5 protein-coding genes are annotated in these 5,660 nt (G+C 60.5%); 1 reads left to right on the forward strand and 4 read right to left on the reverse strand.

What is annotated here, in order from left to right; translation table 11 throughout:
• Positions 1–810 (reverse strand): thiamine pyrophosphate-binding protein (locus AC1DLB_RS19600; protein WP_477785475.1); only part of this gene is annotated, 810 nt, incomplete at its 3' end.
• Between the two features lie 248 nt (positions 811–1,058).
• Here AC1DLB_RS19600 and AC1DLB_RS19605 point away from each other — a divergent pair.
• Positions 1,059–1,817: an IclR family transcriptional regulator gene (locus AC1DLB_RS19605; protein ID WP_018927853.1), complete on the forward strand. Its 759-nt coding sequence runs from the start codon at positions 1,059–1,061 to the stop codon at positions 1,815–1,817.
• A 49-nt stretch (positions 1,818–1,866) separates the two neighbouring features.
• Here AC1DLB_RS19605 and AC1DLB_RS19610 read toward each other — a convergent pair whose 3' ends face one another.
• The 3 genes from AC1DLB_RS19610 to AC1DLB_RS19620 form a co-directional block, all read right to left on the reverse strand.
• Positions 1,867–3,192 (reverse strand): alginate export family protein, encoded by a 1,326-nt coding sequence (locus AC1DLB_RS19610; RefSeq protein WP_477744357.1) that lies wholly within the window; start codon positions 3,190–3,192, stop codon positions 1,867–1,869.
• Between the two features lie 3 nt (positions 3,193–3,195).
• Positions 3,196–4,629: an aldehyde dehydrogenase family protein gene (locus AC1DLB_RS19615; protein WP_477785476.1), complete on the reverse strand. Its 1,434-nt coding sequence runs from the start codon at positions 4,627–4,629 to the stop codon at positions 3,196–3,198.
• An 89-nt stretch (positions 4,630–4,718) separates the two neighbouring features.
• Positions 4,719–5,660: APC family permease (locus tag AC1DLB_RS19620; protein WP_477744356.1), on the reverse strand; the 942-nt coding region annotated here is incomplete at its 5' end.

Here is a 5,660-nt window from a genome sequence, read left to right on the forward strand (position 1 = left end):
GGCACACACGACCTGGTCGTACTGCTCAAGGATTTCAATGGCCCCTTCCGGGAAGTACGGCAGGCGATCCAGATCCGGCAAACCACCACCACGGTAGCTGAGCCGTGGAAAGGTCTCGGCAAACAGGCGCATGCCAGGCAGTTGGGCCAGGCGCCCCGCTGCTTCCAGACCCGCGACCGACAACCCCTCATCCCCGACAATAAACACCAGGCGCTGCCCGTCACGCAGGGCCTGCGCCACCGTCTCGACCCGGTCACCGGCAAACCGGCGAACCGGCGCCCGCATCGGAGCGAACACGCCGTTGTGCGTCACTGCGCTGGCTTGCAGATCCATGGGCAGAATCAGGCTGGCGATCTGCCCTTTGGCCTGCCAGGCCGACCGCACCGCTTCCTGCAAATCTTCGCCGATACCCGACGCCGTACGCGAGGTGCGCACCCAACCGGAGACAGTCCCGGCCAAGGCCTGGATGTCACTGGCCAGTGGCGGATCGTAGTTGACATGCCATGACGCGTGATCACCGATCACGTTGACGATAGGGGTATTGGCACGACGCGCGTTGTGCAGGTTGGCGATGCCATTGGCAAACCCGGGGCCCAGGTGCGTCAGGGTCATCGCCGGCTTGCCGGCAATCCGGCCATACCCATCCGCCGCCCCCGTGCACACCCCTTCGAACAACGACAACACCGGCTTCAGTGCTGGTGCGCTGGCCATGGCCGCCACCAATGGAATTTCGGTGGTTCCGGGGTTGGCGAAGCAGTATTCGATACCGCTTGCCGCTGCCGCATTCACTATCAGTTGCGCACCATTCATTTTCAGCCCTCTTGCTTGAGCATTTGCAGTGATGAGATTTATCACACACAAATACTCAACCAACAAGCATTAAATTAGTATTTGTCTCGTTTTGTGAGATTTATGCGATTTTATTTGCACCAGAAAGACTGCCGAGATTGCGTTTTTCTCTCACTGAGGTAGTGTTGCGCCAGCGCTTGGCGCTTCTGCGGGATGTCTGGTCTACGCCGGAACGAAGCACGCGCCCTCCCCCCGTCTTTAGGAACGAAATGAGTAGCCTGAGCAAATTGCTGAGTGTCCTGGACCTGTTCGGTCCACAGACATTGAAAATCGACCCCGACACCATTGCCGAGCGCATGGGCCTGTCACGTGCGACCGTGTACCGCTACGTCAAGGATTTGTGCGACGCCGGCCTGCTGACCCGCGTGGACGCCGGCAGTTATGGCTTGGGACCGCGAGTCATCGAACTGGACTGGATGATGCGTCAGTACGACCCTATCCTCGTTGCCGGGCGCGAGTTGATGCACGAGCTGTCCGCGCAAACCGGCCTGGCCGTGTTTGCGAGCGTCTTTTATGACGGTCGCATCATCAACACCTACATCGCCGAACCCACCGACACCTACCACTTTGCGTTCGGGCGCGGGCAACCGCTGCCGTTCTTTCGCGGCGCGCAATCCAAGGTGTTGATCGCCTTTCAGAAAGGTCGCCGTTTGCAACGCTTGTTCGACGAGCATATGGCCAACGACCCGGACTGCCCTTATGACTGGTCAAGCTTCTCCAAGGCCGCGAAAAAGATTCGCAAGGACGGTTACTGCCTCACCCATGATGAACTCAACCTGGGCTTGACCGGCATCGCCGCACCCATCATCCAGACGGACATCGACGAAGTGGTTGGCAGCCTGTCCGCCGTCGGCAGCACGCAGAGCTTCAAGCTGCTGCGCCAGGAAACCGTGATCGAAATGGTCATGGATACCACTCGGCGCATCGCCGAAAACATGCGTAATCAGTCGAACACCACCACGCCCTAGCCTATGGACAAGCCGCCGGTCCCTTACCGGGGACGCGGCGGATGTGCGGTCAGAACGGAACAGCCACCGTCAATTGGCTGTACAGGTTGGTGCCATTACCGCCGACTTGATTGCCACCCGTGGTTGAGTCCTGATCGGGTTTGTAGAGGCCAATCAGCGGGGTAATGATCAAGTGCGGGTTGGCTGCCCATTCGGCGTAGATATCCAGCTCACGGGCATTGAGGTTCAGCGCGTTGTTTTTACGCACCGTGTCGAAATCGAAGTACAGCGCGCCCAAGGTCAGGTTTTCCAGCGGAGTGGCATTCAGACCGACGTGCTGAATGCTGGTATTGCTGTTGAACGGCCCGGCGTAGTTTCCGGCGACTTCGCCCTGGAACCAGGTGCCGTAGCCCATGCTCAAGCCAGTGAACAGCGGATCCCATTTCTGTGAATAGCGGGTATAGCGATAGGTCACCTTGGGCGCCCAGGCGGTATCGGCGAAGGTGTAGCCCGCTTCGCCGTACCAGGCTTTCTCAGGCCCGGCGTCCTTGTCCTGCCAGGCGTATTCGAACGCCAGGCTGACGTTCTCGATGCCCGCATCGCCTTCACCGCGAACGCTGTAGACGTTCATGCCTTTGCGCTGGCGTTGAACGTCGGTGGCCCATTGATCGCTCACGTCGATGCCGTGTACCCAGGTCAACCCGATCGTACCCGGCTGGGTGGTGTAATCCAGCGTGCCGGCGGCCAGTTCGGTTTCGGCCTGGACGCGGTTGTCGGATTTGAGCCACACCAGACTGCCGTGCAGGCCATCTTGCCCACCCAGGCGCAACAGCGCGGTTTGATCGAACGCATGCCGTGCAGCCAGGTAATAAGCGCCCCCACGGTTCATAGTGCCATTGGCCGGACCCTCGCCCAGGTTCAGTCCGTCATCGTTGATCAGGAACCCTCGGCCCAGCTTGACCACCTGGCGCCCGCCGGAAATATCAACCCCGTCCTTGCCTAACGCAGGGAACAGGTCGCCGGAGCGCCAGCCCAGGTAGGCGTCTTCGATCTTTGTTGTGCGCTCGGTTCCCAGGGAATTGCCGCCTGGGTCGCCGTCGCCCCAGGTGGCGGAACTGACCAGGGCGAATGCCCCATACGCGGTGCCATTGCCCGCCAGGGACTGGTCGCCATTCAAGCCGTACTTGATGAAGCCTTCGCGCCAGGTAGATCCACCGGGTGTGCCGTCGTAGTTCTTGCGACTGTTGAACTGGCCGAACACGGCGGTCATGTCTGCGTTGAGGTGACGGCTCTCATCACTGTACAACTCATAGGCCTGGGCCTGATTGATGGCACATAGAACCAATGTGCACACAAGCGTGCTACCAAACACGGGATGGCGTGATGGATTGCGCATGGCTCAAGCTCCTTGTGGTGCGCCTTTAAAAGGGCGGACAAACAGCAGTTGCTGGCCAGTGAACTCCAGCAGCCCCTCAAGGCCGAACTCGACGCCAAACCCGGACATCTTGCTGCCGCCAAACGGCGTATTCGGCTGAATCTGCGCGTGGCAATTGACCCATGCAACGCCGCTTTCCAGGCGGCTGGCCAGTGCCTGGGCCTGCTCGACATCCGGCCCCCAGACCGATCCGCCCAGCCCCATGTCACCGGCATTGGCGCGCCGCAGCACATCCTCGACATCCCGGTACGCGATCAAGGGCAACACAGGACCGAACTGTTCCTCGTCGACCAGGCGCTGGCCATCTGTCACGTCCGCGACCAAGGTGGGTGGATAAAAAAAGCCGGGACGATCCAGACGCGCGCCGCCGCACAGCACGCGCGCGCCTTGTGCTCGCGCGTCAGCGACCAGCGCGTCGACAAGCTCCAATTGCTCAAGGTTTTGCACCGGTCCAAAGGTGACGCCAGCTTCCAGGCCATCGCCCACCACTTGGCGCGTCGCAATCAGGGTCAGCGCATCAGCGAAGGCCTGGTACTGCGATTCATGGATATACAGGCGCTTGAGGGCCGCGCAGGTCTGGCCCATGTTGAGAAACGCCGCCTGGAAAATCTCCTCGACCACCGCCTCAACCGGCGTACCGGGCAGGACGATTGCCGCGTCATTACCACCCAGCTCCAGCGTCAGGCGCTTGAGGTTGTTGGCGGCGCCGCGCATGACGCTTTGTCCGGTGGCGGTCGAGCCGGTGAACACAATCTTCTGAATGCCGGTATGCGAAGTGATTGCACTGCCGAAACCTTGCTCGCCCGTCAGGCAATTGATCACGCCGTGAGGCACATGGCGGGCGATGATCTCCACCAGGCGCAAGGTGCTCAGCGGGGTCAGGCTCGACGGTTTGCTGATCACACAGTTACCGGCTCGCAGCGCCGGCATGATGTGCCAGACGGCGATCATGAATGGCCAGTTCCACGGCGTGATCGACGCCACCACACCCAAAGGCTTGCGATGCAACTCGATCCGCTGGGTGGGGGTTTCCTCCACCAGCTCCACGGCAATCTCCTGCCCGGCCGCATAGCGGGTCCAGGCGGCGGACCCCATGACTTCGGAAAACGCCAGTTCCAGTGGTTTACCTTGTTCCAGCACAATCAGTCGGGCCAGTGACTCTGCCTCCCGCTCGATATCCGCCGCAACCGCCAACAGGCGCTCGCAACGGTCTGCGTGGGTGCTGTGCCGCCAGCTTTTGAACGCCGCTTGTGCAGCGTCGACCGCCTGGTMGAGTTGCGCCAGCGAGCCGGCGGGGCATTGGGCGAATGCAGCACCGGTGGCCGGGTTGATCACATCAAACTGGCCCTGTTCACCGGCGACCTGAACGCCATTGATGAGCATCTTGTAGTTGTGCATTTGAAACCTTCCTTTCACACACTGACGAGCCATGCCGGGCAACGGCAGGCTGGAATTGTCTGGTTAGTCGAGCAGTAACGAGTGCGGCCTTAAAGCTTGTGGCTGCCCAAGGCGAGAAACCGTTGCGGGGAGATCTTTCGCAAGCGCGCGGCGAGCATGACGCCGATGATCAGGGCCGCGGGAATGATGGCGCAGAGTCCGTAGGACAATAGCTGGCTGGCCCCGGTCAACACGTCGAAATGCACCACCGCCAGCCCCAGCACGAGCACCAATGCCAGGGAGGAGAAAACAGGCAGGATGCGCCCGCGCCATATCCCGACGTTAAGCTCGGGATGACGCTGAAAGTAGACGCAGACCGCTACCGACGTCAGCGCCATCAGTAAAATGACGCAGAGGGTGGCGAGGTTGGAGAACCAGGCGAACAGTTGCAGGATCGGGTCCGCATCCAATGCAGCGAAAATCAGTACCACCACAGCAGCAATCAGGCTCTGCAACACCGAACCCATATGGGGGCTCTGATGCACGCGGTGAGTGGTGCCCAACAGACTGTGCAACAGGCCATCACGGCCGATCGCGTAAAAATAACGCGCGGCGGCGTTATGAAAGGCCAGGAGGCCGGCATAGATACTCACCATGAACAGCACCCGGATAATCTGAGTCAGCCAGGGGCCGACAAAGTGATCGGACATGCCGTAGATAAACGTCGTGGGATCCTGCAAGGCCTGCAGCATCGGCACGATCTTGTCCGCGCCCACGCCCACCACCATCGACCACACCGACAGCGCGTAGAACCCACCGATCAGCAACACAGAACTGTAGGTGGCAATCGGGATAGTACGCTGCGGGTTCTTGGCCTCTTCGCCGTAAATAGTCGTCGCCTCAAAGCCGATAAATGCCGCGAAGCAGAACAGCAAGCCGATTGACGGTGTGCCGCTGAACACATGACCGCGATCAAACGCATCAAGGTTGATGCCGCTGTCGCCGCCGGATTTGAGGATGGAAAAATCCAGGATCAGGATCGCCAGGTACTC

The sequence above is a fragment of the Pseudomonas sp. 05N434 genome (assembly GCF_056396965.1).

Coding starts and splice junctions, on each gene's coding strand:
- AC1DLB_RS19605 (WP_018927853.1), top strand. CDS start 1,059: ATGAGTAGCCTGAGCAAATTGCTGAGTGTCCTGGACCTGTTCGGTCCA.
- AC1DLB_RS19610 (WP_477744357.1), bottom strand. CDS start 3,192: ATGCGCAATCCATCACGCCATCCCGTGTTTGGTAGCACGCTTGTGTGC.